Source organism: Rhabdonatronobacter sediminivivens (assembly GCF_013415485.1).
GTDB classification, from domain to species: domain Bacteria; phylum Pseudomonadota; class Alphaproteobacteria; order Rhodobacterales; family Rhodobacteraceae; genus Rhabdonatronobacter; species Rhabdonatronobacter sediminivivens.
The window spans coordinates 74,905-99,400 of the sequence record NZ_JACBXS010000010.1 but is presented as its reverse complement, the minus strand read 5'-3'; the positions used below and the strand labels follow the sequence as shown (position 1 = coordinate 99,400).

Genomic DNA, 24,496 nt, shown 5'->3' with positions numbered 1-24,496 from the left:
CCCGGACCCATCCGGTCACCCGCCCTCTGGACGCCCTCTTGCCCGGGTCCTTCATCTTGCCGGAAATACGCTCGGCATGCGCCGCCGCTGCCGATGGGCACCCCAGGCTGCGATTCCGCGCGGGCGTTCTGTTCGACCTCCCCCATTCCGGCGCCACGCTGCCGGTTGCACGCCGCATCCGCACCCTCTAAGCCCATGGGCACGGGCCTCATCCTGGGGCCGGGGCAGCGAACAGGAGCGGATGATGCGGCTGACAGCGGGGGAATACCTGTGCAAGGTGCTGGAACACTGGGGCACGGAGGTGGTCTTCGGAATTCCGGGTGTGCATACGATCGAGCTTTATCGCGGCCTTGGCAGCACCGGCATCCGCCATATCACCCCCCGGCATGAACAGGCGGCGGGGTTCATGGCCGACGGTTATGCCCGCGCCACGGGCAAGCCCGGCGTGGCCTTCGTGATTTCCGGGCCGGGGGTGACCAATATCAGCACCGCCATGGGCCAGGCCTATGGCGACAGCGTTCCCATGCTGGTGATCTCGGCGGTCAATGCGCAGGGGCGGATGGACAGCGGCCAGGGCTGGCTGCATGAAATGCCCGACCAGCGCGGCCTGAGCGCCCATGTCAGCGCCTTCAGCCAGACCATCCGCCACCCCGATCAGATCCTGCCCGCGCTGACGCGGGCCTGGGGCGTGTTCACGTCCGCCCGGCCACGGCCGGTGCATCTGGAACTGCCCATCGATGTGATGGCGATGGATGCGTCGGACCTGCCGCTGCCACCGCCGCCCGCGCTGGCCGCGCCGCTGCCCCCCGCCGATGTGCTGCAACAGGCTGCAGCCCTGCTTGCCGGGGCCGCGCGGCCGGTGATCCTGGTGGGCGGCGGCATGCGCGGCGATGTGGCGCCGCTGGCTCGCGCGCTGGATGCGCCAGTGGTCATGAGCACCAATGCCCGCGGCCTGATGGCGCCGGATGACCCGCTGGCAGTGCCGCTGAGCCCCAGTGCGGGCTCGGTCCGGCAGATGGTTGCCGGGGCGGATGTGGTGCTGGCCCTGGGCAGCGAACTGGGGCCCACGGATTTCGACATGTATGAAGACGGCGGCTTTGCCATCGAAGGCGCGTTTCTGCGGGTGGATATCGACCCCGCGCAGATCGCCTGCGGCCCCGCCCCGGCGCTGCCGCTTCTGGGGGATGCGGCGGCCACGGCGGATGCGCTTCTGGCCGCGCTGCCCCCCGCGCCCGGCGCGCGTGATGGCGCCGCCCGGGCCACGCAGGCCCGCAGCGGCCGCAACGGGCTGGAGCCCTTCATGCGCGAAGCCCTGGCCATGCTGGACGCCCTGCGCGATGCCCTGCCCGAGGCGCTTTTCGTCGGCGATTCCACCCAGCTGGTCTATGCCGGAAACCTGGGCTTCAGCCCCGCCCGGCCCCGCGCCTGGTGGAATTCGGCCACCGGCTTCGGCACGCTGGGCTATGGCCTGCCCGCTGCCATTGGCGCCGCGCTGGGCGCGGGTGAGCGCCCGGTGCTGGCGCTGGTGGGCGATGGCGGGCTGCAGTTCAGCCTGGCGGAACTGGCCAGTGCGACCGAAGCCGGCGTGCCGCTGATCCTGCTGCTGCATGACAACTCTGGTTATGGCGAGATCAAATCCGCCATGACCGCCGCACAGGTGGCGCCGCTGGGCGTGGATCTGTTCACCCCGGATCTGGAAAGCATCGCCCGGGCCTGCGGCTGGCGGGTGGAGCGCCCGGAAACCCCTGAGCGCCTGCTGCGCGCCTGCACCGGGGCGCAGGGGATGCCGGAGCCGCTGATGATCCGGTTCGGCGATGACATGATCCGCGCCTTTGCCATGGGCTGAGGTCGGCGCGGGCGGCCCCCTGCTGCCCGTCCCCCCTGCCTCCCGCCCGCGCGTTTCGGTAATGCCCGAAATCTGGTCGCAAAGCACTGCGCAGCGCCCCCTGTCGCGCGCCATAAGGCAACAGGACATGACCTGCAGGTGCGGGCGGATGCGCCCTGCCCGCCGCATGAAGGGCCGCCGCAATGCGCAAGAAGACCGGACTGGACGCTGCCGATATCCGCATCCTCGGCGCCGTCCAGAAACACGGCCAGCTCAGCAAGACCCAGTTGGCCGAGATGGTGAACCTGTCCCCCACCCCGTGCTGGGAGCGGCTGACCCGGCTGAAGGCTGCGGGCTACATCCGCGGATATCGCGGCGATATCGCGCTGGAGCGGATGGCCGATCTCACCCAGGTGGTGGTCACGGTATCGCTGGGCCATCACCGCAAGGTCGATTTCGAACGCTTCGAGGCACTTGTCCACAGCAAGGATGAGATCACCCATTGCGTCGCCACGGGCGGCGGCATGGATTATGTCCTGACCGTCATCGCCCCCGATCTGGCCGCCTTTCAGGCCCTGATGGAAGAGCTGCTCTCGCTTGAAAGCGGGATCGACCGCTATTTCACCTATTTTACCACCCGGCAGGTCAAATCCGCGCCGCCGAATCTTGCGCGGCTGGTCCGGCGCGAGGGCGCCTGATCACGGCGCCCAAACGGACGTTCGAGGGCCTGCAAAAGGGCCTGAACGGTCCCTTTTGCCCCCGGTATTCAGGCTTAATCCAGGCGTGAAAATCCTTACATCGGAATCAGGGACGCGGCGCCGCCCACACCCGGGCCTGCGCCAGTAAACGGGAGGATACCATGACAGATCTGCAAGATTTCGGCTTCGGCACCCAGATCCGCAAATCGCCCTATTTCGACGCCACGGTGCGTTGGGGGGCACAGGGGTTTTCGGTCTACAACCACATGTATATTCCACGCGATTTCGGCGACCCGGAGGCGAATTTCTGGAACCTGATCAACGCGGCGATCCTGTGCGACGTGGCCGTGGAACGGCAGGTCGAGATCACCGGCCCCGATGCGGCGCGCTTCACCCAGATGCTGACCCCGCGCAACCTGTCGAAGATGAAGGTGGGGCAGTGCAAATATGTGCTGATCACCAATGCCGAGGGCGGCATCCTCAATGACCCCATCCTGCTGAAGCTGGATGAAAACCATTTCTGGCTGTCGCTGGCCGATAGCGACATCCTGCTCTGGGCGCAGGGCGTTGCGGTGCATTCCGGGATGGATGTGACCATCCGTGAACCCGATGTCTCGCCGCTGCAGCTTCAGGGTCCGAAATCGGGCGAGATCATGCGCGCGCTCGTTGGCGACAGCATCATGGACCTGCGCTACTTCTGGTGGCGCGAGGCCGAGCTGGACGGCATCCCGCTGATCATCTCGCGCACCGGCTGGTCGTCGGAGCTGGGCTATGAGCTGTATCTGCGGGACGGCAGCCGCGGCGATGCGCTGTGGGAGCGGATCATGGCCGTGGGCGTGCCGCTGGGGCTGAAGCCGGGCCATACCTCGACCATCCGGCGGATCGAAGGGGGGATGCTGTCCTATCACGCGGATGCCGATATCCACACCAACCCGTTCGAACTGGGCCTGGACCGGCTGGTGGACCTGGAGATGGATGGCGATTTCATCGGCAAGGCCGCGCTGCGCCGCATCCGGGATGCGGGGGTCAGCCGCAAGCAGGTGGGGCTGATCATCGACAGCGCGCCGTTGGAGGGACCGAACACGACCTTCTGGACCATCCATTCGGACGCTGGCGCGGTGGGCAGGGTCACCTCGGCGGTCTATTCGCCGCGGCTGGAGCGCAATATCGCGCTGGCCATGGTTGCGATCGATCATGCCGAACCTGGCACCCGGCTGGAGGTCATGACCCATAGGGGCGCCAGCCACGCCACGGTGGTCGAGCGGCCTTTCTACGACCCTAACAAACGCCTCGCCGCTGCCTGACGGGCACGCGGCGACACCGGTGCCGATGCCATGGCAGGCGCCCCCGGGGGGAACATTCCCGGGGGCGCAGCCCGTTTTCGGATGGAGCGCCGCCGGGGACATGCTACACCCCTGTCCATGTTTCGGCTTTTTGACATGCTGGGCCGTTCGGCCACCATGCAGGCGCTGCACGATTCGCTGCGCGCGGCGGGCCTGCATCCGATCCTGATCCCCGAGGCGGTGAAGCTGACCGTGATCAAGCTGACGCGCAAACACGCGCCGCAGCTGCCCCGGGACAGGGCCTTTGCCCAGGCAGCCGAATTGCTGGCCTATTGCGTCCTGGGGCATGTGCAATTTGCCGAAACCAGTGGCGAAGACGCCGCCGACCGCACCGAGGCCCGGCTGGAGGCCGCGCTGGACGCGGGCGATTCGCTGGATGCCAAGCTGATCCTCCTGGCCCTGCATGCGGGGCTTCTGGCGCCCGAGATCACGGACCGGATCGACCTGGACGCGGAGCAACCCGGGCGCGGCACTGCGCCGAAGGGGTGATCACTGCGCAAGATCCGCCACCGGCGGCGGCCCGATGGCCGCGGGCGTTCCGGGGTGGCTTGCGTCAGCGCGGCTCCAGCCGGGAGATGCCGACGGCCCCGCCCCGGGCCAGGTCCGGGTCCAGCGACATGGGGATGTATTCGCCCCGCCGCCACAGGTCGCCCAGATCATCGTAATGGCGGCTGAGCGGATGCCCTGACTGCCCGGTGGAGATGATGAAGACCGAACTGTCAGGATCGGCGAAATCATAGACCCCGCGATAGACCGCGCCATGCACATTGGCGAACGGGTCCGGATCCTGCCCCGAGGTCTGGCCCCGCATCAGCGTGTGATCGCCGCCGCTGGTGGACTGGCGGATATTGACGAAGAAGCCCAGCCCCGGAACCTCTCCCAGAACGGAATGGCGGTGGGTGGCGGTGTGGGCATCGCCCCAGCGCCAGCTTTCCGGGTTGGGGCCGTAGCGTTCCGACAGCCAGACCAGCGCGCCATCAAGCGCCATCTGCGCGATCTCGGTGCAGCTTTCGCGCTGCGAGGACTGCACGATGTTGCACCATTCCGAAGCGCCCTCGGTGTCCGAGAACACGCGTTCGATGAACACCGGCTCCAGCCGCCGGAAATTCGCCGCCATGGGGCCCAGCCGGTCGCGGATCAGCCGATACTGCAATTCGCGCATCCAGGCGGCATAGATCAGGGGTTCGGGCAGATGCTCGTTCATCTCGCCGTTCCAGTCGGCCAGCAGGTTCAGCGCCTGTTGGCGCAGATGCGCGCGGGTGCCGGTGGGCGCGGCCTCGCCGGAAAACCACAGATCGGCGGCCACCAGCGGCAGAAGCGTGCGCGCGGCCTGGCTGACGGTGTCCAGCTGCGCTTCGATGAAACTGTCGCGGGTGTGGACCTCACGCATGCCCATCAGGCGCAGCCAGCGGTTGATGCGCTGGGTGTCGCCCCAGTCATGGCTGACATGCAGCGGAAAGGGGCGGTCCAGGATCTTGTTGTTGGTGTTGCCCAGGATGCCGCCTGCGGGTTCCACGAAGCGCGGGTTGGCGCTGTAGGGCAGCGTGCCGCGCCAGCGGTTTTCGGCCACCCATCCGGCGGCGGGCATCCGCCCTTCGGTCAGGTGGTCGGCATCGCGCCGGGGCATCCGGCCCAAGGTCTGCATGGCGATGCGGTCATTGTCCACCAGCATCAGGTTCTGCGACGGTGCGGTGACCAGTTCGCCCGCCTTCAAGGCCTCGTCGATGCTGCGGGCGCGCATCAGCCGCATGGCCCCGGTCATCGATGTGTTGTCCTCTTGCAGCATGGTCCAGGCGATGGCGGCCACATGGCCCGGAGGGGTGACGCTGCCCAGCTCATAATGCGCACCGGGCAGGATGGGGCCGTTCTCGCTCCAGCGCAGGGTCAGGGTCATGGGCGCATCATCCTTGACGCGGATGATCGAGCGGCGGGTCTCGAATTCGGCCCAGCCCTCGGGGGTGCGGTAGCGTTGGGGATCTTCCGGGTCCAGCCGTTCGATGAACACGTCCAGATCATCCATGTAGGATGAGGTCAGCCCCCAGCCCAGATGATCCGACCGGCCCATCAGCACCGCCGGAATCCCCGGAATCGTGGCCCCGATCACCCCGCCCGAAGACAACTCCAGCCGGGCCAGATACATGGAGGAGGGCGCCGTCAGCCCCAGATGCGGATCATTGGCCAGCAGCGTCCCCCCGGCGGCCGAGCGTGACGGTGCGGCGGCAAAGGCGTTCGACGCCCCGGCCATGCCCACATCGCGGATGGGCGAGAGCGCCCCGCCCGCAAAACGCAGCGGGTCACGGGACGGGCGGACCCCGGGCATGAGGGTGGCGTAATCCGGCAATGCCGCCACGCCGCGGCCCGGCGCATCGGGCAACAGATCGCGCAGGCGTTCGGGGTCTACCAGCAGCGAGGTCCGCGCGCGCTGCACCTCGCGCTGGATCTGGTCCGAAAGCTGCACCGCCATCACCTTCATGACGGCCAGCGAATCCGCAGGCTGCCAGAGCGGCAACTCGCCGGGGAACAGGAAGAATTCGGGCGCGCCGCGTCCGCGCGCGCCCTCGTTCACGGCCTGCACCCAGGCATTGATCCCGCGGGAATAGGCCTCCAGCGCGGCGCGGGTTTCGGCGTCCTGCGCGGTGACCGCGCGCTGGGCCAGCGGATAGATGTCAAGGCGGCGCATCAACTCATCGGTGCGCAGGGTGCGGGGGCCAAAGACCTCGGACAGCCGTCCCTGGGCGGTGCGGCGCAGCAGCATCATCTGCCACAGCCGATCCTGCGCATGGGCAAAGCCCAGACCGAAGAACACGTCCTCGTCACTCTCGCCGAAGATATGGGGCACGTTATGGGTGTTGCGCACGATCTCGACCGGGGCCTCCAGCCCCGGGACCGTCAGCCGCGCGTTGTAATCCGGCAGCGACCGCGAGAGGAAGAAATAGCTCAAGCCGACGCCGATCACCGCCAGAATCGCCAGCGCGGTGAAGATGCGTAGCAGCCAGCGAAAGAAGGTGAACATGCCTGCCTGTCCTGCCCGGTGGGGTTTCGCGGTTGACGAATACGCGTTGCCGGGTTCGTATGCCGCCACAGCGCAAAGCGCAATCGCAGCGTATGACATGGGAGGCCGGAATGGCAAAAGTCACGTTTCTGGGACTGGGGGTGATGGGCGGGCCGATGGCCGGGCATCTGGCGAAGGCCGGGCATGAGGTGACCGTCTACAACCGCACCGCCGCCAAGGCCGAGGCCTGGGTGGCCCGTCATGGCGGGGCAATGGGTCCGACCCCGGCGGCGGCCGCAGCCGGGGCCGAGTTCGTGATGGCCTGCGTGGGCAATGACGACGATCTGCGCGCGGTCTGCGTGGGCGAAGGTGGGGCCTTTGGGGTGATGGCGCCGGGGACGGTGTTCGTGGATCACACCACGGTGTCGGCCAAGGTCACGCGTGAGCTGGAGGCGCAGGCCCGCGCGGCGGGTATCGGCTTTGTGGATGCGCCGGTCTCGGGCGGGCAGGCGGGGGCGGAAAACGGCGTGCTGTCGGTGATGTGCGGGGGCGCGCAGACGGATTATGACCGGGCCGAGCCGGTGATCGCCGCCTATGCGCGGGTCTGTCGGCGGCTGGGCGAGAGCGGCGCGGGGCAGATTGCCAAGATGATGAACCAGATCGCCATTGCCGGGCTGGTGCAGGGCCTGTCCGAGGCGCTGCATTTCGGCGAGAAGGCCGGGATGGACGGGCGCGCGGTGATCGAGGTGATTTCGCAGGGTGCGGCTGGTTCGTGGCAGATGGCCAACCGTCATGGCACCATGCTGGATGATGCGTTCGACCATGGGTTTGCCGTGGACTGGATGCGCAAGGATCTGGGCATCTGCCTGGAGGCGGCCGATGAGGTCGGTGCCGCGCTGCCTGTGACCGCGCTGGTGGACCAGTTCTACAAGGAGGTTCAGGCCATGGGCGGCGGGCGCTGGGACACATCGAGCCTGATCCGGCGCTTGCGGCGGTTCGACGGGTGACCTGATGGAGCGCGCGTGCCGCGCGCACGCCTTCTGGCACTGCGTGCGGGTTTCAGGGGGCATTCTGCCCCCTCTGCGCGAAACGCGCATTCACCCCCTGGGGGTTCCCGGCAAGGTGAGGCGGCGGCTCAGCGCTGTCTGAGGCGGTGGAGGGCGCGGCGCGCGGCGCCGGGGGCGAGGGCCGGTGCCATTGCGGCGCCGAGGGCGAAGGCGGTGAGATCGGCGATCCAGATATCGGTCGGTTCGATCAGCAGACCGAAGGCGAGGCGCGCGATCAGGAAGCCGCCGATCAGGCCAAGGGTGGCGCGGTGGGGTTTCCGGGGGTCTTGCCACTGCGTCCAGCCCCAGGCACCGACCAGCGCCAGCACGGCCGGGGTTGCGCCCAGAAGCCAGCCCTGGCCGCTGGTCAGCAGGCCGAAGACCGCTGCACCCAGAGCGCCCGGAACCACAAGCAGCACCGCCAGCGCGCCCTGGCCGTGGCTGGCGGCGGTGGATTTGCCAAGTGCGGCGATGAAGGCCATCGACAGCAACGCATGCAGCGCCCCGGCATGGACCAGCGGGTAGCTGAGGTAGCGCAGCATATGTTCGGGCGGGAACTGGCGGCTGTCGATCATCCAGGTCTGCACGGCGGCGGCGAAGCCGAAGCGCTCGACCGCGATCAGCCGCCAGCCCGTGCCCGCGGGCCCGCCAATGAGGCCCTGTGCGGCGGCCCAGAAGGCGGCCTCGGTCCCGGCCAGCGCCAGCAGCATGGCCCAGACGAGCCCGGGAAGCGGCAGCACCGGGGCGGCGTTGTGGTCAGGTCTGTCTTCGGGATCGGTGTCGGACATGGGGCGGGTGCCTGTTGCGGGCTTGGTTGACCTTCGATCAGGGCAGCGATACTTCGTGCACAGCCGCATTTCCAGATGGAGTCCCAGATGTCTGACCCGGTTCGGCCTGAATCGCGCCACAAGCCGCGTGTCTTTTCCGGTGTCCAGCCCTCGGGCGGGTTGACGCTGGGCAATTATCTGGGCGCGCTGAAGCGCTTCGTGGAAGCCCAGGACAGCGGGACCGAGACGATCTATTGCATCGTGGATCTGCATGCGATCACCGTCTGGCAGGACCCGGCGAAGCTGACCCACGCCACCCGAGAGCTGGCGGCGGGGTTCATGGCGGCGGGTATCGATCCCGCCCGTTCGATCCTGTTCAACCAGAGCCAGGTGAGCGCCCATGCCGAAATGGCCTGGGTTTTCAACTGCGTGGCGCGCATGGGTTGGCTGAACCGGATGACCCAGTTCAAGGACAAGGCCGGCAAGAACCGCGAGAACGCCAGTGTGGGGCTGTTTGCCTATCCCAGCCTGATGGCCGCCGATATCATGGCCTATCACGCCACCCATGTGCCCGTGGGCGAGGATCAGAAGCAGCATCTGGAATTGACGCGCGATATCGCCATCAAGTTCAACCATGATTACGGGGTGGATTTCTTTCCGGTGGTTGAACCCGTGATCGAAGGGGTGGCGACGCGGGTGATGTCCCTGCGCGACGGGACCAAGAAGATGTCGAAATCGGACAGTTCGGACATGAGCCGGATTAACCTGACCGATGATGCCGACACCATTGCCCAGAAGTTCCGCAAGGCGCGCACCGACCCGGAACCCCTGCCCGAGGCGGTGGCCGGGCTGGAAGGGCGGGCCGAGGCGCGCAATCTGGTCAACATCTATGCCGCGCTGGCCGATACCACCCCGGCGGCGGTGCTGGCCGAATATGGCGGCCAGGGCTTCGGGGCGTTCAAGCCCGCGCTGGCGGATCTGGCGGTGGCGAAACTGTCGCCGCTGAGCGCCGAGATGGCGCGGCTGATGGATGACCCGGCCGAGATCGACCGCCATCTGGGCGCAGGCGCCGAGCGGGCGGCGGCGATTGCGCATCCGATCCTGGAACGGATGTTCGAGATTGTGGGAATGGTGCGCTCGCGCCCGGCGCGGGGCTGACAACAGGAGAGAGTCGGATGGATCTGGGAATTCGCGGCAAGCGGGCGCTGGTATGCGCTTCGTCCAAGGGGCTGGGGCTGGGCTGCGCGCAGGCGCTGGCCGAGGCCGGGGTGACGCTGGTGATGAACGCCCGCGGGGCCGAGGCGCTGGACGCCGCCGCCGCCGATATCCGCGCGCGCTTCGGGGTGGAGGTGGTGACGGTGGCCGCCGATATCACCAGCGCCGAGGGGCAGGCGCAGGTGCTGGAGGCGGCGGGCGATCTGGACATCCTGGTGACCAATGCGGGCGGCCCGCCTCCGGGGATGTGGAGCGACTGGAGCCGCGAGGATTTCATCGCCGCGCTGGATGCCAACATGCTCTCGCCCATCGCGCTGATGCAGGTGGCATTGCCGGGGATGATGGCGCGCAACTGGGGGCGGGTGGTGAATATCACCTCGCGGTCGGTCAAGGCGCCGATCCCGGCGCTGGGGCTGTCCAACAGCGCGCGGGCGGGGTTGACGGGGTTTGTCGCCGGGACCGCGCGGCAGGTGGCCGCCAAGGGCGTGACCATCAACAACCTGCTGCCCGGCGCCCATGCCACCGACCGCACGGTGACGCTGGACACCAACGCCGCCAAGGCGCAAGGCATCAGCTTTGACGAGGCCCGCGCCAAATCGCAGGCCGCCATTCCCGCCGGGCGCTATGGCACCGCCGAGGAGTTCGGGGCGACCTGTGCCTTCCTGTGTTCGCAGCATGCGGGCTATATCGTGGGGCAGAACATCCTGCTTGATGGCGGGTCGGTGAACGCGACTCTGTAAGGGCGCAACTCGGTAGGTGCATTTGCGACCTTGGGCGCATGGGGTGCTGCGGGTGCTTGGCCCGGATGCGGCGGTGTGGTTAGGCTTGCGGGGTATATGAAATGACCTGAAGGCCCCTGCCCCATGGCCGAATATGCCCCGCTGGACTTGCCCGATGATCCGAAACTGGCGCAGAATGTGGTGCATTTTGCCCGCGCGCTGCGCCGGGCGGGGCTGCCCATCGGCCCGGGGCGGGTGATCGAGGCCATCCGCGCCGTGGCCGCGGCGGGTTTTACCCGGCGGGTGGATTTCTACTGGACGCTGCATGCCGTGCTGGTCAATCGCCCCGAGGAACGGGCGGTGTTCGATCAGGTGTTCCGGCTCTACTGGCGCGATCCGCGCTTCATGGAACACATGATGGCGATGCTGCTGCCTGCGGTGCGCGGGGTGCAGGAGGAGACCGCCGCGGGCAGCGCCGCCCGCCGCGCCGCCGAGGCACTGCTGGACGGGGCGCAGGCGCCGGAGCGTCCTGGGGCCCAAACCCCGCCCGAGGATATGGAGATCAGCATCGACGCCTCGCAGACGGCCTCGGGCGAGGAGCGGCTGCGGAGGCTGGATTTCGAGCAGATGAGCGCCGAGGAAGCGGCGGCGGCGCGGCGGATGCTGGCGCGTCTGGCGCTGCCGGTGCGCCCGCTGCCCACCCGGCGGCTGCGGGCGCATCCGCGCGGGGCGGCGGCGGATTGGCGGCGGACCCTGCGCGGTGCGCTGCGCACGGGCGGCGAGGTCACGGCCCTTGCCCGGCGCCGCCCGGTCCCGCGCTGGCCGGCGCTGGTGGTGCTATGCGATATCTCAGGCTCGATGTCGGAGTATTCGCGGATGGTGCTGCATTTCGTCCATGCTGTGGCGAACCGGCAGGGGCAGGGCTGGGCGAAGGTCCATGCCTTTACCTTTGGCACGCAGTTGACGAATATCTCGCGCCATTTGCGCCAGAAGGATGTGGATGCGGCGCTGAATGCCGCCGGGGCGCAGGCGCAGGACTGGCAGGGGGGCACGCGGATCGGGGACTGTCTGGCGGCGTTCAACAGGGACTGGTCACGCCGGGTGATGGGCCAGGGGGCGGTGGTGCTGCTGATCAGCGACGGGTTGGAGCGCGGCGATCCGGCGGTGCTGGGCGCGGCGATGGAGCGGCTGCATCTGTCGGCGCGGCGAGTGATCTGGCTGAACCCCTTGCTGCGCTGGGATCGGTTCGCGCCGCGCGCCGCGGGGATCCGGGCGATGCTGCCGCATGTGGATGCGCTGCGGGCGGGGCATTCGGTGGCCTCGTTGGAGGCGCTGGCGGCGGCGATTGCCGACCCGCAGGACCGGGGCGAGAAAGCGCGGCTGATGGCGATGCTTCGGGGGTGAGGGGGGCTCCCGCCCGTCTTCGCCCCTGGCGGGGCTCATCCCGTTGGGCCGGGCGCCGCGCGGGCGCGCGGCGCGGGCGGGACAGGTGGACTGGCCAGCGCCATGGGGAGGCCCCATATTGAGCGCTGGAAGGGGGGATGCATGGATCATGACAGCATACCGGAGGCCGCGCTGGCCTGGCACCGGGCGGGCATGGGGGCCGCGCTGGCCACGGTTGTGCGCACCTGGGGGTCGGCGCCGCGGCAGGCGGGGGCGCAGATGGCGGTTTCGGGCGCTGGCGACATGGCCGGGTCGGTTTCGGGCGGCTGTGTGGAGGGCGCAGTGGTGGCCGAGGCCTTGGAGGCCATTGCCGACGGCGCGCCGCGGGTTCTGCGCTATGGGGTCAGCGATGGCGATGCCTTTGCCGTGGGGTTGGCCTGTGGTGGCGAGATCGAGGTGCTGCTGGAGCCCGTGGCCGAGAGTGCCCTGCCCGAGCCCTTGCTGGCCGAGATCACCGCCGCCCGCGCCGCGCGCCGCGCGCTGGCCTATGGGGTGCACCCCGGGACCTGGGCGCGGCGTGTGATCCCCGGCACGGACCCGGCCCTGGGCGCGCGCCTGCGCGCCGACCGATCCGGCCCGGCCGAGGATGGCGAGGTCATCACGCTTTTCAACCCGCCGCTGCGGATGATGATAGTCGGCGCCGTGCACATTGCGCAGGCGTTGCTGCCCATGGCGCGGCTGGCGGGCCATGCGCCGGTGCTGGTGGACCCGCGCGAGGCCTTTGGCTCGGCCGTGCGCTTTCCGGGCGAGACGATCCTGCATGACTGGCCTGATGAAGCGCTGGCGGGGCTGGGGCTGGATGCGCGCAGTTCGGTGGTCACCCTGACCCATGATCCGAAGCTGGATGACCCGGCGATTGCGGCGGCGCTGGAATCGGACGTGTATTACCTTGGTTGTCTGGGCTCCACGCGCACCCATGCGGCGCGGATGGAACGGTTGCGCGCGGCTGGCTGGGGTGACGATGCGCTGGCGCGTATCCATGCGCCGGTGGGGCTGGATATCGGCGCGCGCAGCCCGGCGGAAATTGCAGTGTCGGTGATGGCGCAGGTCACGCAGGTTCTGAGGCGCGGCTGAGATGGAGTTTGGCGAGACCACACTGGAGAAGGCCGAGGGCGCGGTGCTGGCCCATTCCGTGCCGCTGCCGGGGGGCAAGCGCCTGCGCAAGGGCGCGGTGCTGGGGGCGGCGGATCTGGCCGCCCTGCGCGATGCCGGGATCAGCGCCGTTACCGTGGCGCGGCTGGCCCCGGGCGATGTGGATGAAGACAGCGCGGCGCGCAAACTGGCAGCCGCGCTGGTTCCCGATGCTGCCGCCGGGTTGCGGCTGCAACCCGTGGGGACGGGGCGTGTGAATATTCTGGCCAAGGGGCCCGGCGTGGCGCGGATCGATGCCGCCCGTATCACCGCCGTGAACCGCTGCGACCCCACGATCACCCTGGCCACTGTCCCGCCCTGGCAGCGCATGGACGCGGGCGAGATGGTCGCCACCGTGAAGATCATCGCCTATGGCGTAGATGGCGCGGCCCTGGCGCGGGCCTGTCATGCCGCGCAGGGCGCGCTGTCGCTGGCCCATCCGGTGATGCAGCAGGCAGAGCTGATCCAGACCAGCGTGGGCACGCCGTTCAACCCCGAAAAGGGCCGCCGCGCCATTGGCACCCGCCTGAAACGGCTGGGCGTGGCGCTGGGGCCGGATGTCACCGTGCCGCATCAGATCGGCGCGCTCGAAACGGCCCTGCGCGCGGCCATGGGCGAGCTGCTGCTGATCCTGACCGGGTCGGCGACCTCGGACATTCGTGATGTGGCGCCCGAGGCGTTGCGCGCCGCCGGGGGTGAGGTGATCCATTTCGGCATGCCGGTCGATCCGGGCAACCTGCTGTTTCTGGGGCGGCTGGGGGGGCGGCCGGTGATCGGCCTGCCGGGCTGCGCGCGTTCGCCCGCGCTCAATGGCGCCGATTGGGTGATGGAGCGGGTGATCTGCGGCATCACCCTGCAGCCCGAAGATATCATGGGCATGGGGGTTGGCGGGCTGCTCAAGGAGATCCCCTCGCGCCCGCGACCGCGGGCGGTGCGCGAAACGCCGGACGCCGGGGACTGACAGGGGGCGGGGGCGGACGGGGGGCGCGACCTTCGGGCGCATGGCCGGTCAGTCAAAGACCTCGGCGGCCTCTACGCCCCAGAGGGCGGATTTGGGCGCCCAGCCGCGGTTGCCTTCGACCTGCAGGCGGCACCAGTCGGGTTCACATTGCGTCAGTCGCGCCACCACCCCCGCTTCGAGATAGGCCATGGTGCGGCCTTCGGGGGTGGGGTGACTGCGCAGGGCGGTCATGGCTTCGGTCACCAGTGCGGTGCGCACGCCGGACAGCAGCGCGTAATGCATCCAGCCGCCCTTGCCCTCGGCATCCTCGACCCGGCGCCAGTGTTCGTATTCCGCCGTCACCCGCAGCGGCATGTCGCGCAGACGGTAAACCCAGTCGATCCGATGCGCGGTGCTGGGGCCGCGCCGGGCATTGGCCTCGGAGGCCTTGAGCGAGACAAAGCGCGGCATCGGCAGGTTTGTCACCGGCCCGCGCAGTTCCGCCGCCAGTGCCGCCATTGGTTGCGCCCAGATCAGCACCGCCATCACTGCGGCGCGAAGGATATGTTTCATGGCCAGAGTCTTTGCCTGTTGTTGTGCCCGTTTCGGGCTTGTTGTGATCCTGCTCGATGAAACCGGCGCTTGTTCCCTGCGCCGTTCTGCGCCACTTTGCCCCAAAGCACGCGCGAAGCAAAGCATTACGGAGGCCAGAATGCCCGCAGAACGTCTGAGTGTTGTTGTCACGCGACGGTTGCCCGATCCGGTGGAAACCCGCCTGAAGGAGCTGTTCAACGTCGAATTGCGCGACCCGGACACGAAGATGACCCGCGAGGAACTGGGGGCCGCCATGCGCCGGGCCGATGTGCTGGTTCCCACCATCACCGACCAGATCGATGCCGCCCTGCTGGCCCAGGCGGGCAACAAGCTGAAGCTGATCGCCAATTATGGTGCCGGGGTGGACCATATTGACATCCAGTCCGCCCGTCAGCGTGGGATTCTGGTGTCCAACACCCCCGGCGTGGTGACGGAAGATACCGCCGACATGACCATCGCGCTGATGCTGGCCGTGACCCGGCGCATCCCCGAAGGCCTGGCCGAGATGCAGGCGGGCGGCTGGGGCGGCTGGTCGCCCATGGCGCATCTGGGCGGGCGAATCGGCGGCAAGCGGCTGGGGATTCTGGGCATGGGGCGGATCGGTCAGGCGGTGGCGAAACGCGCGCAGGCCTTCGGGATGCAGATCCATTACCACAACCGCAAGCGCCTGCGCGCGGAGGTCGAAGACCCGCTGGAGGCTACGTATTGGGAGAGTCTGGATCAGATGGTGGCGCGGATGGATGTGATCTCCATCAACTGCCCGCACACACCGTCCACGTTCCATCTGATGAACGCGCGGCGGCTGAAGCTGATGAAACCCTCGGCGGTGATCGTCAACACCTCACGCGGGGAGGTGATCGACGAAAACGCCCTCACCCGCGGGCTGCGCGCCGGGGAACTGGCGGGCGCGGGGCTGGATGTGTTCGAACATGGCCACCAGATCAACCCGCGCCTGCGCGAATTGCCCAATGTGGTGCTGCTGCCGCATATGGGCTCGGCCACGATGGAGGGGCGGATGGAGATGGGTGAGAAGGTGATCATCAACATCAAGACCTTCGCCGATGGTCATCGCCCGCCCGATCAGGTTGTTCCGGCGATGCTTTGACAGGCTGTTGAGAAAGAAGATTGGGCAGCGCCAGTCAGGAAAACTGTTTCTGTTCCTACATTGAAACCCGGAGCGAAGGGACGCGCCTGACCCTGGGTGGGCGCTTTGGGACCTTCGGGTTAATTCGGTTTATGTCGGCCAAGCCCCTCCATGCGCTGAGCTTTTTGCAGCGTTGCAATGCGCCCTCCCGCGTGAGGGTCGGGCGCGTCCCGGGCTGGTCGCCCGGGACAAGGCTTGTGGAAAGCGTGCCGAGGAGAAGTTTCCCGATTCCTTGCCTGAAAATTACGGAACGGGCTGCTTATTCAGCAGCCTGCTACGCGGGGTCAGTCCCGCGCCGCCCGCCCAGGGCAAACCCCGCCCAGCAGGCCAGCACCCAGACCACCACCGACCCCAGGCCATAGGCCAGCGCAAGGCCCATGGCCCCGTCGCCGATCAGCACCAGCAATTCGAGGCTGAACAGCGAAAACGTGGTGAACCCCCCGCAGAACCCCGTCAGCAGCAGAGGCCGCCACTCCGCGGGAAGGGGGCTGGCAGCCAGGTATCCGATCAGCATCGCGCCCAGCAGATTCGCCGGCACCGTGGCAAAGACAAACCCCCGGTCCAGCACCGACAGCGCACCGAGGCTGAGCAGATAGCGCAGCGCCGTGCCCAGCGCCCCGCCCAGACCGATGGCCAGGAAATCGCGCAGCATCCCGCTCATCCCCCTGCCAATGCCACAAGTGCGATGCCCAGCGCCGCCGCCAGCGGGCAGGCCAGAAGCGAGCCCAGCGCATTCACCGCTGCGGCCCGCACGGCGCCTCCACGCGCCAGTTCCAGCGTCTGCAGTGCAAAGCTGGACACGGTGGTATAGCCGCCCAGCAGGCCGATGGCGAAGACCTCCCACGCCAGGGGCGGCGGGGTCATCGGCGCGGCCTGCGACATGAACACCCCGAAGCCCACCCCGATCAGGAAACCGCCCGAGACATTAACCACGAATGTCCCCCAGGCCGGATGCGCATGGCGACTGACCAGACCGGACAGCGCGGCCCGGGCCATGCTGCCCAGGCCGCCGCCCAATGCGATCATCAGCAGATGTGTCAGGCCGACCTCCATTCCGCAGCCTTAGCGGCGCGGCGCGCGGCCGCCAAGGGGTCAGCGCTGCAGAAGCGCCTGCGCTGCCTCCAGATCGCCCGCGCCGGGGCCGTGTCCCGCGCCCGGGTGCAGGCGGGTTTCGACCGCGGCGCCCATGGCCTTCAGCGCCTCGGCACTGGCCCGGACCCGTTCGGCGGGGATATGCGGGTCACGGTCATGGCAGGCCAGCAGCACCGGCACGCCCTCCAGCCGCGCGGCATAGTTCAGCCGCTTGGGGGCGTGGCCGTAAAGCACCTGGTCCGGTGCGGTGCCGTCATCGGCCGTGCCCACCAGCCCGCCCGACAGCGCGATCACCGATTGCCAGGGCCCACCGCGCCGCGCTGCATATTCCAGCGCCAGGCAGGCCCCTTGCGAAAACCCGGCCAGGGCGATCTGCGATTGCGCCAGCCCATCGGCCTGAAGCGCCGCAACAGCGCGATCCATGGCGTTCAGGGCCGAATCAAGCCAGGGGTCAAGCTGCGCCATGGGGGCCAGAAAGCTGACCGGCCACCAGCTGTTGCCTGCGGCTTCGGGGGCGATCATGGCCGTGCCCTCGGGGGCGATGGCCTGGCCCAGGCCCAGGATATCGCGGGCCGAGGCACCCCGGCCATGGGCCAGCACCAGCCCCCGCGACCCCACGCCCAGCCGGACCAGCGTTGCCGCCGCATGGGGATCCGCGCTCATGCAGGCACCGTGAACGGCGGCAGCGCGCTTTCGATCTGCGCGCGGCGCAATTCATACTGCGGCGGCAGTTTCAGCGCCGTGCCCAGGTCTGCCATGGGTTCATCCACGTCAAAGCCCGGCGGGTCGGTGGCCACCTCGAACAGCACGCCACCGGGTTCGCGGAAGTAGATGGCGTTGAAATACTGCCGGTCGATCCGCGGTGTGACCTGCATGCCAAGCCCGATCAGCCGCTCGCGCAGGTCATCCTGGTGGGCGTCATCGCGGGCGCGGAACGCAATGTGGTGGATGGTGCCCGCGCCGGGCGCCCCCTGCGCCGGGCTGTTGGCGCGCCACAGGTCGATCACGCGGCCCGCGCCTGCGTTTGGCAGTTCCAGCCGCAGCCGTTCGCCGCCCGCGCCGCGCTCGGACCCGGCTTCGGCATAGCCGAACCCGTCGATCAGCAGGCGGGCGGTGGGCTCGGGGTTCTCCAGCCACAGGGTCGCGGAATGAAACGCGCCGGGCTGGGCGCTGGCGGTGGTATCCTCGATCAGCTCGACCTGCAGCCCATCGGGATCGGCCAGTTCCAGCACCCGGGCGCCGAAACGCGCGTCAGTCCGGCCCTGCAGCCGCGCAGCCCAGCTGTCGAAAGCCGCAGGCGAAACCCCATAGGCAAAGGCCGAGGCCATCCCCGGCCCGGCACGCCCGGCGCGCGCACCGACAAAGGGAAAGAAGGTCAGGATCGACCCCGGCGCGGCCTGCTGGTCGCCGTAATACAGATGCCAGACATCGGGCGCGTCAAAGTTCACGGTCTTCTTGACCAGCCGTTGGCCCATGTCGCGTATATAGAAGTCCACATTGGGTTGCGGCGGGCCCGAGATTGCCGTGACATGGTGCAGCCCGGCGATGGGGGTGGTGGTGTCGGACATGGTGCCCTCCTCACTTGCGGTGTTGACGGCAATATAGCCGTGCAACGGGGCCGCGAAACGTCCATGGTCGCAGGGGATATGTGCAGCCGCGCACGAAGATCACGCGCCACGGACAGGGGTCGCTTCGCGCCGCGTTTGCCCTATCCTACAGCGGAACGGGACGCCAAGGAATACATCACACATGCCCCAGCCAGCCCTGACGGTCGCGCATCTGGTCAAGACCTTCGCCACCGGCGAAGGGGTGCTGCGGGTGCTCGATGATGTCTCTTTGCAACTGGACGCGGGGCAAAGCCTGGCGCTGACCGGGGAATCGGGCAGCGGCAAGAGCACGCTCCTGCATATCTGCGCGGGGCTGGAGCCTGCCGACAGCGGGCAGGTCCATGTGGCGGGGCAGGCGGTCACGGGGGCGTCGGACAGCGCACGGGCGGCGCTGCGGCGCGGCGCGGTGGGGCTGATATTCCAGCAGTTCAACCTGATCCCCTCGCTGACCGTGGGCGGGAACCTGGCGTTTCAGGCGCGGCTGGCGGGGCGCCATGACCCCGCCCAGGTCAGCGCGCTGGCGCATAGGCTGGGGCTGGAGGCGCTGCTGACCCGCTATCCCGAACAGCTTTCGGGCGGGCAGCAGCAGCGGGTGGCGGTGGGCCGGTGCCTGGCCGCGCGGCCCGCGCTGGTGCTGGCCGATGAACCCACCGGCAACCTGGATGAGGCCACCGGCGATGCGGTTCTGGACCTGCTGCTGGAGGTGGCGGCGGATGCGGGCGCGGCGCTGCTGCTGGTCACCCATTCGCCCCGGCTGGCGGCACGTTGCGGCGCGCGCATCCATTTGCGCGCCGGACGGCTGGAGGCCCCATGACCCGCGCGGCGCTGGGCGCGCTTTTTGGTCATTGGCGGCGCAGCCCGCTGCAACTGGTCATGCTGCTGGCGGGGCTGGCGCTGGCCACGGCGCTGTGGTCCGGGGTGCAGGCCCTGAATTCCGAGGCCCGCAGCGCCTATGCCCGCGCCGCATCCCTGCTGGGCGAGGCCGAGCTGGCGCGGCTGGAGGCCACCGCGGGCGGCGGGGTCGCACTGGAGGATTTCGCCGCCCTGCGCCGGGCGGGGTGGCAGGTCTCGCCGGTGCTGGAGGGGCGCGCCGAACTGGGCGGGCAGCGGGTCACGGTGCTGGGGATCGACCCGCTGAGCGCGCCGCCGCAGGGTGCCGCCGGAACCGCGCTGGCCGTTGCCGATCCGGTGGCCTTCTTGCGCGCGCCCTGGCTGGGCTTTGCGCATCCGCAAACCGTGTCGGAGCTCTCCGATCCGGGGTTCGAGATCCTGCCCAGCGCGGCGGTGCCGGTGGGCACGGTGATGGTCGATATCGGGCTGGCCCAGACGCTTCTGGGCGGGCTGGCCCGGCCGGACCGGCTGCTGATCCACCCCGACCAGCCCGCGACCCTGCCGCCGCTGTCGGAGATCGCCCCCGGCCTGCAGCGCATCGACCCGGGCGCCGAGGATGACCTGGCCGCGCTGACCGGCAGCTTTCATCTGAACCTGACGGCCTTTGGCCTGCTGTCGTTTGCGGTGGGGCTGTTCATCGTGCATTCCGCCGTGGGCCTGGCGTTCGAGCAGCGCCGGACGATGTTGCGCACCCTGCGTGCGCTGGGCCTGCCATTGCGGCGGCTGGTGGGGCTGATGGCGGCGGAACTGCTGGTGCTGGCGCTGCTGGCGGGGCTGGTGGGGCTGGCGCTGGGCTACGCCGTGGCGGCGGCGCTGCTGCCGGATGTGGCGGCCAGCCTGCGCGGACTTTATGGCGCGCCGGTTCCGGGCACGCTGCGGTTTGACCCGCTCTGGGCGCTGGCGGGCTTGGGCATGGCGCTGGGGGGGGCGCTGCTGGCCGGGGGGCAAAGCCTGTGGCAGATGTGGCGCATGCCGGTGCTGGCCCCGGCGCAACCGCGCGCCTGGGCCGTGGCCTCGGCCCGGACGTTGCGCTGGCAGGGGGCGGCGGCAGTGGCACTGGCCGGGGTGGCGCTGGCACTGGCCCTGACGGGCGAGGGGTTGGTGGCGGGCTTCATCCTGCTGGGCGCATTGCTGTTGTCGGCGGCGCTGGCGGTGCCGCCAGTGCTGGCGGGGATTGTCGCGCTGGCGGGGCGGGGCGCGCGCGGGCCGCTGGCGCAATGGGTCTGGGCCGATGCGCGCCAGCAGCTGCCCCGGCTGCAACTGGCGCTCATGGCGTTGATGCTGGCGCTGGCGGCCAATATTGGCGTCAGCACCATGGTCGGCAGCTTCCGCGCGACCTTCATCGGCTGGCTGGATCAGCGGCTGGTGGCTGAAGCCTATGTCACCGCCCGGGATGAGGCCGAGGCCGCCGCCCTGCGCGCGTTTCTGAAGCCGCGCGTTGAGGCGATCCTGCCCGTCTGGCGCGCCGAGGCCACGGTCGCTGGCCACCCCGCCTTGGTCTATGGCACCCGCGATCACGCCAGTTACCGCGATCACTGGCCCTTGCTGGCCGCCGGCGCCGACCCCTGGGACCGGCTGGCCGAGGGCAGGGGGGTTCTGGTCAATGAACAACTGGCCCGCCGCGCCGATCTCTGGCCGGGCGCAGAGGTGGACCTGCCCGCTGCGGGGCGCTTTCAGGTGGTCGGGGTCTATTCGGATTACGGCAATCCGCGCGGGCAGGTGATGTTGGGGCTAGACCAGTTTGTGCAGGCCTATCCGGACGCACCCCGGTTGCAGCATGCATTGCGCCTGCCGGTCGCCGAAGTGCCCGCCCTGCTGGCCGAAGTGCAGGACCGGTTTGCCATCCCCTCGACCCTGATGAGCGATCAGGCCAGCGCCAAGGCCCTGTCGCTGACGATCTTTGAGCGGACTTTTGCCGTGACCCGCGCGCTGAATGTGCTGACCCTGTCGGTGGCGGCGCTGGCGCTGTTTGCCACGCTGGCCACGCTGTCAGGAATGCGGCTGGTGCAACTGGCGCCGCTCTGGGCGCTGGGGTTGACCCGGCGGCGTCTGGCGGTGCTGGATGCGGCGCGCACCCTGGCGCTGGCCGCGCTGACCGCGCTGCTGGCGCTGCCGGTGGGCGTGCTGCTGGCGCAGGTTCTGCTGGCGGTAATCAATGTGCAGGCTTTTGGCTGGCGGCTGCCGCTGATGCTGTTTCCGGGCGACTGGGCGCGGCTGATCGGCTGGGCGCTTCTGGCCAGCGCGGCGGCGGCCCTGTTGCCCGCGCTGCGGCTGGCGCGCAGCGCGCCGGGGGATTTGCTGCGCGGCTTTTCCGCAGAGCGATAGGGTCGCGCAGATGATTCACCATGCCCTCGCAGGCAGGCCATGCCGCCCTAACCCCATCCCGAACCAACAACGGACAGCGCAGCCAAGTGACCCACCGTGACGCCCATCTGCAACCCCGGCCCGAAGGGCTGTTCTGCCCGGCGGGCGGGTTTCATGTTGACCCCGTCCGGCCCGTCGAACGTGCCCTGATCACCCATGGCCATGCCGATCACGCCCGCCCCGGGCATCGCCATGTGATGGCCACGCGCCAGACGCTGGAGATCATGGCCATCCGCTACGGCGCCGATTTCGCCGCCCAGACCCAGGTGGCCGAGGGGCCGCTAAGAATTGGCGATACCCGCGTCAGCTTTCACCCGGCGGGGCATGTGCTCGGCTCGGCCCAGATCCGGGTGGAGACGCGCGGCGGCGTGTTTGTCATCACCGGGGATTATGCCCGCACCCCCAGCCCCGCCTGCCTGCCCTGGGAGCCCGTCCCCTGCGATGTGCTGGTGACCGAAGCCACATTCGGCCTGCCCGTATTCCGCCACCCCGACCCGCTGGCGGAGATCGGCAAGCTGCTGGAGTCGGTCCGCGCCTTCCCGGACCGCGCGCATCTGGTGGGGGCCTATGCGCTGGGCAAGGCGCAGCGGGTGATCATGCTGCTGCGCGCGGCGGGCTGGGACGGGCCGATCCACCTGCACGGCGCGCTGCAGCGGCTGTGCGACTATCACCTGGACCAGGGCATCGCGCTGGGCGATCTGCGCCCGGCCACCATCGACCGCGGCGCGGGCAAGGCGCAGTTTGCGGGCGCGATCGTGCTGGCGCCGCCCTCGGCCTTTGCCAGCCCCTGGGCGCAGCGCTTCTCCGACCCGGTGATCGCCTTTGCCAGCGGCTGGATGCAGGTGCGCGCCCGGGCGCGGCAACGCGGGGTGGAGCTGCCGCTGGTGATCTCGGACCATGTGGACTGGCCGCAACTGACGGCGACCATTGCCGAACTGGCGCCCGCCGAAACCTGGGTCACCCATGGGCGCGAGGATGCCGTGATCCGCTGGTGCAGCCTGAACGGCCATATCGCCCGCCCGCTGCGGCTGGTGGGCTATGAAGACGAGCCCGAGTGATGCGCGCCTTTGCCCGATTGCTGGAGCGACTGGCCTTTACCCCCCGGCGCAGCATCAAGACCGCAACGCTGGTGCAGTATTTCGCCGTCACCCCGGACCCGGACCGCGGCTATGCGCTGGCGGCGCTGACCGGGGATCTGGACTTGCGCGCGGTCCGGCCGGGGCTGTTGCGCGATCTGGCCGCCGCGCGGATCGACGCCGAGTTGTTCGCCCTGTCCTATGACTTTGTCGGCGACCTGGCCGAAACCATTGCGCTGGCCTGGCCCGAAGGCGCGGCGGTGAAGGCTGATCTGGCGCTGTCGCAGGCGGTCGCGGAACTGCGGGACACGGGCCGGGCCGGGTTGCCTTCGCTGGTGGCGCAGCGGCTGGACGGGATGGGCCCGTCGGAACGCTACGCCTATCTGAAGCTGGCCACCGGGGGGCTGCGGGTGGGGGTTTCGGCCCGGTTGGCGCGGCTGGCCGTGGCGGCCCATGGCGCCCTGCCGGTCGAGGAGGTCGAGGAAATCTGGCACGGCCTGACCCCGCCCTACATGGATCTGTTCGCCTGGACCGAAGGCGGCGCCAAACCCGCCGCCGCCGCCCGCGCGCCCTTTCGCCCCGTGATGCTGTCCACCGCTGCCGATGCCGATACGCTGGCGGCGCTGGACCCGGCCGATTTCGCCGCCGAATGGAAATGGGACGGGGTGCGGGTGCAGGCGGTGGCGGATGGCAGTGTGCGCAGGCTCTACACCCGCACCGGGCAGGACATCAGTGTTGCTTTCCCCGATATCATCGAGCGGCTGGCCTTTGACGGCGTGATTGATGCCGAACTGCTGATCCGCCATGACGACCGGGTGGCCCCCTTTGGCGATTTGCAGCAGCGGCTGAACCGCAAACGGGTGAGCGCGCCCCTGCTGGCGCGGCACCCTGCGGCACTTCGGGCCTATGACCTGCTGCTGTGGCAGGGGCGCGATCTGCGTGCACTGTCCTTTGCCGACCGCCGCGCAGCGCTGGAAGGGGCCATCGCAGGGCTGGCCGAGCCGCGCATCGACCTGTCACCGCTGCTGCCCTTTGACAGTTGGAGCGCGCTGGCCGCCCTGCGCGCCGCCCCCCCGGAGCCGGTGATCGAAGGGGTGATGATCAAGCACCGCGCCAGCCCCTATCTGGCCGGGCGCATCAAGGGGCACTGGTTCAAGTGGAAGCGCGACCCGATGACCGTGGACGCGGTGCTGATGTATGCCCAGCGCGGGCATGGCAAGCGCTCGGGCTATTATTCGGATTTCACCTTCGGGCTGTGGGACGGGGATGCGCTGGTGCCGGTGGGCAAGGCGTATTTCGGCTTTACCGACGCCGAATTGCGCGCGCTGGACCGTTTCGTGCGCAGCCACACCACCGACCGCTTTGGCCCGGTGCGCGCGGTGGAACCGCTGAAGGTGCTGGAGATCGCCTTTGAGGGGCTCAACCGCTCCAACCGGCACAAATCCGGGGTGGCCATGCGGTTTCCGCGCATCGCCCGCATCCGCGATGACAAACCGGCGGCCGACGCGGACCGGATCGAGACCCTGCGCGCCCTGCTGCCGCCCGAGGGTCCCTGACGCGGGCCTGATCTGTGGCATTTCACCCGTCTGGCGCCTGCGGCCTGCGACAT

General features: G+C 69.2%; 22 protein-coding genes. 15 read left to right on the top strand and 7 right to left on the bottom strand.

Translation table 11 applies throughout. From position 1 onward, the window contains the following. Positions 1 to 244 precede the first annotated feature (244 nt). The 4 genes from HUK65_RS06915 (at position 245) to HUK65_RS06900 (ending at position 4,355) form a co-directional block, all read left to right on the top strand. Positions 245 to 1,846 carry a 5-guanidino-2-oxopentanoate decarboxylase gene (locus HUK65_RS06915; RefSeq protein ID WP_179905420.1) on the top strand — a complete coding sequence of 534 codons (1,602 nt, stop codon included), beginning with the start codon at positions 245 to 247 and terminating at the stop codon, positions 1,844 to 1,846. A 182-nt stretch (positions 1,847 to 2,028) separates the two neighbouring features. Beyond that, on the top strand, positions 2,029 to 2,523 hold the full coding sequence (locus tag HUK65_RS06910; protein ID WP_179905419.1) for an Lrp/AsnC family transcriptional regulator: 495 nt from the start codon (positions 2,029 to 2,031) through the stop codon (positions 2,521 to 2,523). Between the two features lie 161 nt (positions 2,524 to 2,684). Continuing rightward, positions 2,685 to 3,827 carry a glycine cleavage T C-terminal barrel domain-containing protein gene (locus HUK65_RS06905; RefSeq protein ID WP_179905418.1) on the top strand — a complete coding sequence of 381 codons (1,143 nt, stop codon included), beginning with the start codon at positions 2,685 to 2,687 and terminating at the stop codon, positions 3,825 to 3,827. Positions 3,828 to 3,944: 117 nt separating this feature from the next. Further along, positions 3,945 to 4,355, top strand: coding sequence for a hypothetical protein (locus tag HUK65_RS06900; RefSeq protein WP_179905417.1), 411 nt, complete (start codon positions 3,945 to 3,947; stop codon positions 4,353 to 4,355). Between the two features lie 64 nt (positions 4,356 to 4,419). Here the strand turns inward: HUK65_RS06900 and HUK65_RS06895 are convergent, their stop codons facing one another. Beyond that, positions 4,420 to 6,879 (bottom strand): penicillin acylase family protein, encoded by a 2,460-nt coding sequence (locus HUK65_RS06895; RefSeq protein ID WP_179905416.1) that lies wholly within the window; start codon positions 6,877 to 6,879, stop codon positions 4,420 to 4,422. 110 nt (positions 6,880 to 6,989) lie between these two features. Between HUK65_RS06895 and HUK65_RS06890 the strand changes: the two genes are divergently transcribed. Next, complete coding sequence (locus tag HUK65_RS06890) at positions 6,990 to 7,865, top strand: NAD(P)-dependent oxidoreductase (RefSeq protein WP_179905415.1); 876 nt, start codon at positions 6,990 to 6,992, stop codon at positions 7,863 to 7,865. Positions 7,866 to 7,993: 128 nt separating this feature from the next. Here HUK65_RS06890 and HUK65_RS06885 read toward each other — a convergent pair whose 3' ends face one another. After that, the gene (locus tag HUK65_RS06885) at positions 7,994 to 8,692 is read right to left on the bottom strand and encodes a rhomboid family intramembrane serine protease (RefSeq protein WP_179905414.1); all 699 of its coding nucleotides are present in this window, start codon (positions 8,690 to 8,692) and stop codon (positions 7,994 to 7,996) included. A gap of 87 nt (positions 8,693 to 8,779) precedes the next feature. On the opposite strand from HUK65_RS06885, the gene trpS reads away from it, so the two are divergent. From trpS to HUK65_RS06860, 5 genes are all read left to right on the top strand, one after another. Continuing rightward, positions 8,780 to 9,829, top strand: coding sequence for a tryptophan--tRNA ligase (gene trpS, locus HUK65_RS06880; RefSeq protein WP_179905413.1), 1,050 nt, complete (start codon positions 8,780 to 8,782; stop codon positions 9,827 to 9,829). A 17-nt stretch (positions 9,830 to 9,846) separates the two neighbouring features. Then, complete coding sequence (locus HUK65_RS06875) at positions 9,847 to 10,626, top strand: SDR family oxidoreductase (RefSeq protein ID WP_179905412.1); 780 nt, start codon at positions 9,847 to 9,849, stop codon at positions 10,624 to 10,626. 123 nt (positions 10,627 to 10,749) lie between these two features. Beyond that, positions 10,750 to 12,009: a vWA domain-containing protein gene (locus HUK65_RS06870; RefSeq protein WP_179905411.1), complete on the top strand. Its 1,260-nt coding sequence runs from the start codon at positions 10,750 to 10,752 to the stop codon at positions 12,007 to 12,009. A 141-nt stretch (positions 12,010 to 12,150) separates the two neighbouring features. After that, entirely contained in the window at positions 12,151 to 13,122 is a 972-nt protein-coding gene (locus HUK65_RS06865; RefSeq protein WP_179905410.1) for an XdhC family protein, read from the top strand. 1 nt (position 13,123) lies between these two features. Next, on the top strand, positions 13,124 to 14,140 hold the full coding sequence (locus tag HUK65_RS06860; protein WP_179905409.1) for a molybdopterin-binding protein: 1,017 nt from the start codon (positions 13,124 to 13,126) through the stop codon (positions 14,138 to 14,140). Positions 14,141 to 14,188: 48 nt separating this feature from the next. On the opposite strand, the gene HUK65_RS06855 is transcribed toward HUK65_RS06860, so the two are convergent. Then, positions 14,189 to 14,692 (bottom strand): SH3 domain-containing protein, encoded by a 504-nt coding sequence (locus HUK65_RS06855; protein WP_179905408.1) that lies wholly within the window; start codon positions 14,690 to 14,692, stop codon positions 14,189 to 14,191. 139 nt (positions 14,693 to 14,831) lie between these two features. On the opposite strand from HUK65_RS06855, the gene HUK65_RS06850 reads away from it, so the two are divergent. Next, entirely contained in the window at positions 14,832 to 15,818 is a 987-nt protein-coding gene (locus HUK65_RS06850) for a 2-hydroxyacid dehydrogenase (protein ID WP_179905407.1), read from the top strand. A gap of 313 nt (positions 15,819 to 16,131) precedes the next feature. Here HUK65_RS06850 and HUK65_RS06845 read toward each other — a convergent pair whose 3' ends face one another. The 4 genes from HUK65_RS06845 to HUK65_RS06830 form a co-directional block, all read right to left on the bottom strand. Beyond that, complete coding sequence (locus HUK65_RS06845; protein ID WP_235441808.1) at positions 16,132 to 16,509, bottom strand: fluoride efflux transporter FluC; 378 nt, start codon at positions 16,507 to 16,509, stop codon at positions 16,132 to 16,134. A 5-nt stretch (positions 16,510 to 16,514) separates the two neighbouring features. Further along, positions 16,515 to 16,883, bottom strand: a complete 369-nt coding sequence (locus tag HUK65_RS06840) for a fluoride efflux transporter FluC (protein ID WP_235441807.1) — start codon at positions 16,881 to 16,883, stop codon at positions 16,515 to 16,517. A 66-nt stretch (positions 16,884 to 16,949) separates the two neighbouring features. After that, the gene (locus tag HUK65_RS06835) at positions 16,950 to 17,612 is read right to left on the bottom strand and encodes an alpha/beta hydrolase (protein WP_179905404.1); all 663 of its coding nucleotides are present in this window, start codon (positions 17,610 to 17,612) and stop codon (positions 16,950 to 16,952) included. After that, positions 17,609 to 18,517, bottom strand: coding sequence for a ring-cleaving dioxygenase (locus tag HUK65_RS06830; protein ID WP_179905403.1), 909 nt, complete (start codon positions 18,515 to 18,517; stop codon positions 17,609 to 17,611). The genes HUK65_RS06835 and HUK65_RS06830 overlap by 4 nt, the downstream gene beginning before the upstream one ends. A 181-nt stretch (positions 18,518 to 18,698) precedes the next feature. Between HUK65_RS06830 and HUK65_RS06825 the strand changes: the two genes are divergently transcribed. From HUK65_RS06825 to HUK65_RS06810, 4 genes are all read left to right on the top strand, one after another. Continuing rightward, positions 18,699 to 19,370 carry an ABC transporter ATP-binding protein gene (locus HUK65_RS06825; protein WP_179905402.1) on the top strand — a complete coding sequence of 224 codons (672 nt, stop codon included), beginning with the start codon at positions 18,699 to 18,701 and terminating at the stop codon, positions 19,368 to 19,370. Next, complete coding sequence (locus tag HUK65_RS06820) at positions 19,367 to 21,772, top strand: FtsX-like permease family protein (RefSeq protein ID WP_179905401.1); 2,406 nt, start codon at positions 19,367 to 19,369, stop codon at positions 21,770 to 21,772. The genes HUK65_RS06825 and HUK65_RS06820 overlap by 4 nt, the downstream gene beginning before the upstream one ends. A gap of 86 nt (positions 21,773 to 21,858) precedes the next feature. After that, the gene (locus tag HUK65_RS06815; protein WP_327787044.1) at positions 21,859 to 22,869 is read left to right on the top strand and encodes a ligase-associated DNA damage response exonuclease; all 1,011 of its coding nucleotides are present in this window, start codon (positions 21,859 to 21,861) and stop codon (positions 22,867 to 22,869) included. After that, on the top strand, positions 22,869 to 24,443 hold the full coding sequence (locus tag HUK65_RS06810; protein ID WP_179905399.1) for a cisplatin damage response ATP-dependent DNA ligase: 1,575 nt from the start codon (positions 22,869 to 22,871) through the stop codon (positions 24,441 to 24,443). Before HUK65_RS06815 ends, HUK65_RS06810 begins: the two co-directional genes overlap by 1 nt. Positions 24,444 to 24,496 lie beyond the last annotated feature (53 nt).

What these genes read in the sequence shown, in the direction of transcription:
- HUK65_RS06865 (WP_179905410.1), top strand. Translation starts at nt 12,151, where the DNA reads ATGGATCATGACAGCATACCGGAGGCCGCGCTGGCCTGGCACCGGGCG.
- HUK65_RS06840 (WP_235441807.1), bottom strand. Translation starts at nt 16,883, where the DNA reads ATGATCGCATTGGGCGGCGGCCTGGGCAGCATGGCCCGGGCCGCGCTG.
- HUK65_RS06875 (WP_179905412.1), top strand. Translation starts at nt 9,847, where the DNA reads ATGGATCTGGGAATTCGCGGCAAGCGGGCGCTGGTATGCGCTTCGTCC.
- HUK65_RS06825 (WP_179905402.1), top strand. Translation starts at nt 18,699, where the DNA reads ATGCCCCAGCCAGCCCTGACGGTCGCGCATCTGGTCAAGACCTTCGCC.
- HUK65_RS06835 (WP_179905404.1), bottom strand. Translation starts at nt 17,612, where the DNA reads ATGAGCGCGGATCCCCATGCGGCGGCAACGCTGGTCCGGCTGGGCGTG.
- HUK65_RS06900 (WP_179905417.1), top strand. Translation starts at nt 3,945, where the DNA reads ATGTTTCGGCTTTTTGACATGCTGGGCCGTTCGGCCACCATGCAGGCG.
- HUK65_RS06820 (WP_179905401.1), top strand. Translation starts at nt 19,367, where the DNA reads ATGACCCGCGCGGCGCTGGGCGCGCTTTTTGGTCATTGGCGGCGCAGC.
- HUK65_RS06855 (WP_179905408.1), bottom strand. Translation starts at nt 14,692, where the DNA reads ATGAAACATATCCTTCGCGCCGCAGTGATGGCGGTGCTGATCTGGGCG.
- HUK65_RS06905 (WP_179905418.1), top strand. Translation starts at nt 2,685, where the DNA reads ATGACAGATCTGCAAGATTTCGGCTTCGGCACCCAGATCCGCAAATCG.
- HUK65_RS06885 (WP_179905414.1), bottom strand. Translation starts at nt 8,692, where the DNA reads ATGTCCGACACCGATCCCGAAGACAGACCTGACCACAACGCCGCCCCG.
- HUK65_RS06850 (WP_179905407.1), top strand. Translation starts at nt 14,832, where the DNA reads ATGCCCGCAGAACGTCTGAGTGTTGTTGTCACGCGACGGTTGCCCGAT.
- HUK65_RS06845 (WP_235441808.1), bottom strand. Translation starts at nt 16,509, where the DNA reads ATGCTGCGCGATTTCCTGGCCATCGGTCTGGGCGGGGCGCTGGGCACG.
- HUK65_RS06810 (WP_179905399.1), top strand. Translation starts at nt 22,869, where the DNA reads ATGCGCGCCTTTGCCCGATTGCTGGAGCGACTGGCCTTTACCCCCCGG.
- HUK65_RS06895 (WP_179905416.1), bottom strand. Translation starts at nt 6,879, where the DNA reads ATGTTCACCTTCTTTCGCTGGCTGCTACGCATCTTCACCGCGCTGGCG.
- trpS (WP_179905413.1), top strand. Translation starts at nt 8,780, where the DNA reads ATGTCTGACCCGGTTCGGCCTGAATCGCGCCACAAGCCGCGTGTCTTT.
- HUK65_RS06890 (WP_179905415.1), top strand. Translation starts at nt 6,990, where the DNA reads ATGGCAAAAGTCACGTTTCTGGGACTGGGGGTGATGGGCGGGCCGATG.
- HUK65_RS06860 (WP_179905409.1), top strand. Translation starts at nt 13,124, where the DNA reads ATGGAGTTTGGCGAGACCACACTGGAGAAGGCCGAGGGCGCGGTGCTG.
- HUK65_RS06830 (WP_179905403.1), bottom strand. Translation starts at nt 18,517, where the DNA reads ATGTCCGACACCACCACCCCCATCGCCGGGCTGCACCATGTCACGGCA.
- HUK65_RS06915 (WP_179905420.1), top strand. Translation starts at nt 245, where the DNA reads ATGCGGCTGACAGCGGGGGAATACCTGTGCAAGGTGCTGGAACACTGG.
- HUK65_RS06870 (WP_179905411.1), top strand. Translation starts at nt 10,750, where the DNA reads ATGGCCGAATATGCCCCGCTGGACTTGCCCGATGATCCGAAACTGGCG.
- HUK65_RS06910 (WP_179905419.1), top strand. Translation starts at nt 2,029, where the DNA reads ATGCGCAAGAAGACCGGACTGGACGCTGCCGATATCCGCATCCTCGGC.